The sequence below is a fragment of the Vibrio sp. D173a genome (assembly GCF_030248475.1).
In genome coordinates, this window is record NZ_JAHGAH010001078.1 from 1 (window position 1) to 497 (window position 497).

1 pseudogene is annotated in these 497 nt (G+C 48.1%); it reads right to left on the reverse strand.

From position 1 onward, the window contains the following. Positions 1–497: pseudogene (locus KIV40_RS31415) on the reverse strand (glutamine--fructose-6-phosphate aminotransferase); the annotation flags it as partial.

Genomic DNA, 497 nt, shown 5'->3' on the forward strand with positions numbered 1-497 from the left:
TCAAATATCTCTTTTTGCATGAAGTGACGGTACTTACCTTTGTCACCTGCATCATGCTCTGCGTTAGATTCAACGATTTCACGCTCAATACGCTCACCGCTTGCGTCAAACACAGTCACTTCACGACGAGTCACTTCAGCCACGTCACCCTCTTCTAGGTACATAAAGCGACGAGTTACGCTAAGCAGTGCAAGTTGGTCAGAAGCTAGGAAGTTTTCGCCAACACCAAAACCGATTACGATTGGGCTACCAGAGCGAGCCACAACGATACGAGAAGGGCCTTTGCGATCAACCGCTACTGTGCCGTAAGCACCGTCAAGTTGCTTCGCTGTCTTCTGCAGAGCTTCAACAAGAGAATCAGAAGTACGCAGTTCCCACTCAACAAGGTGAGCAATAACTTCTGTATCTGTTTGAGATGTGAATTCGTAGCCACGGCCTTGAAGAAGCGTACGTAGCTCTTCATGGTTTTCGATGATGCCGTTGTGAACAACCGCGAT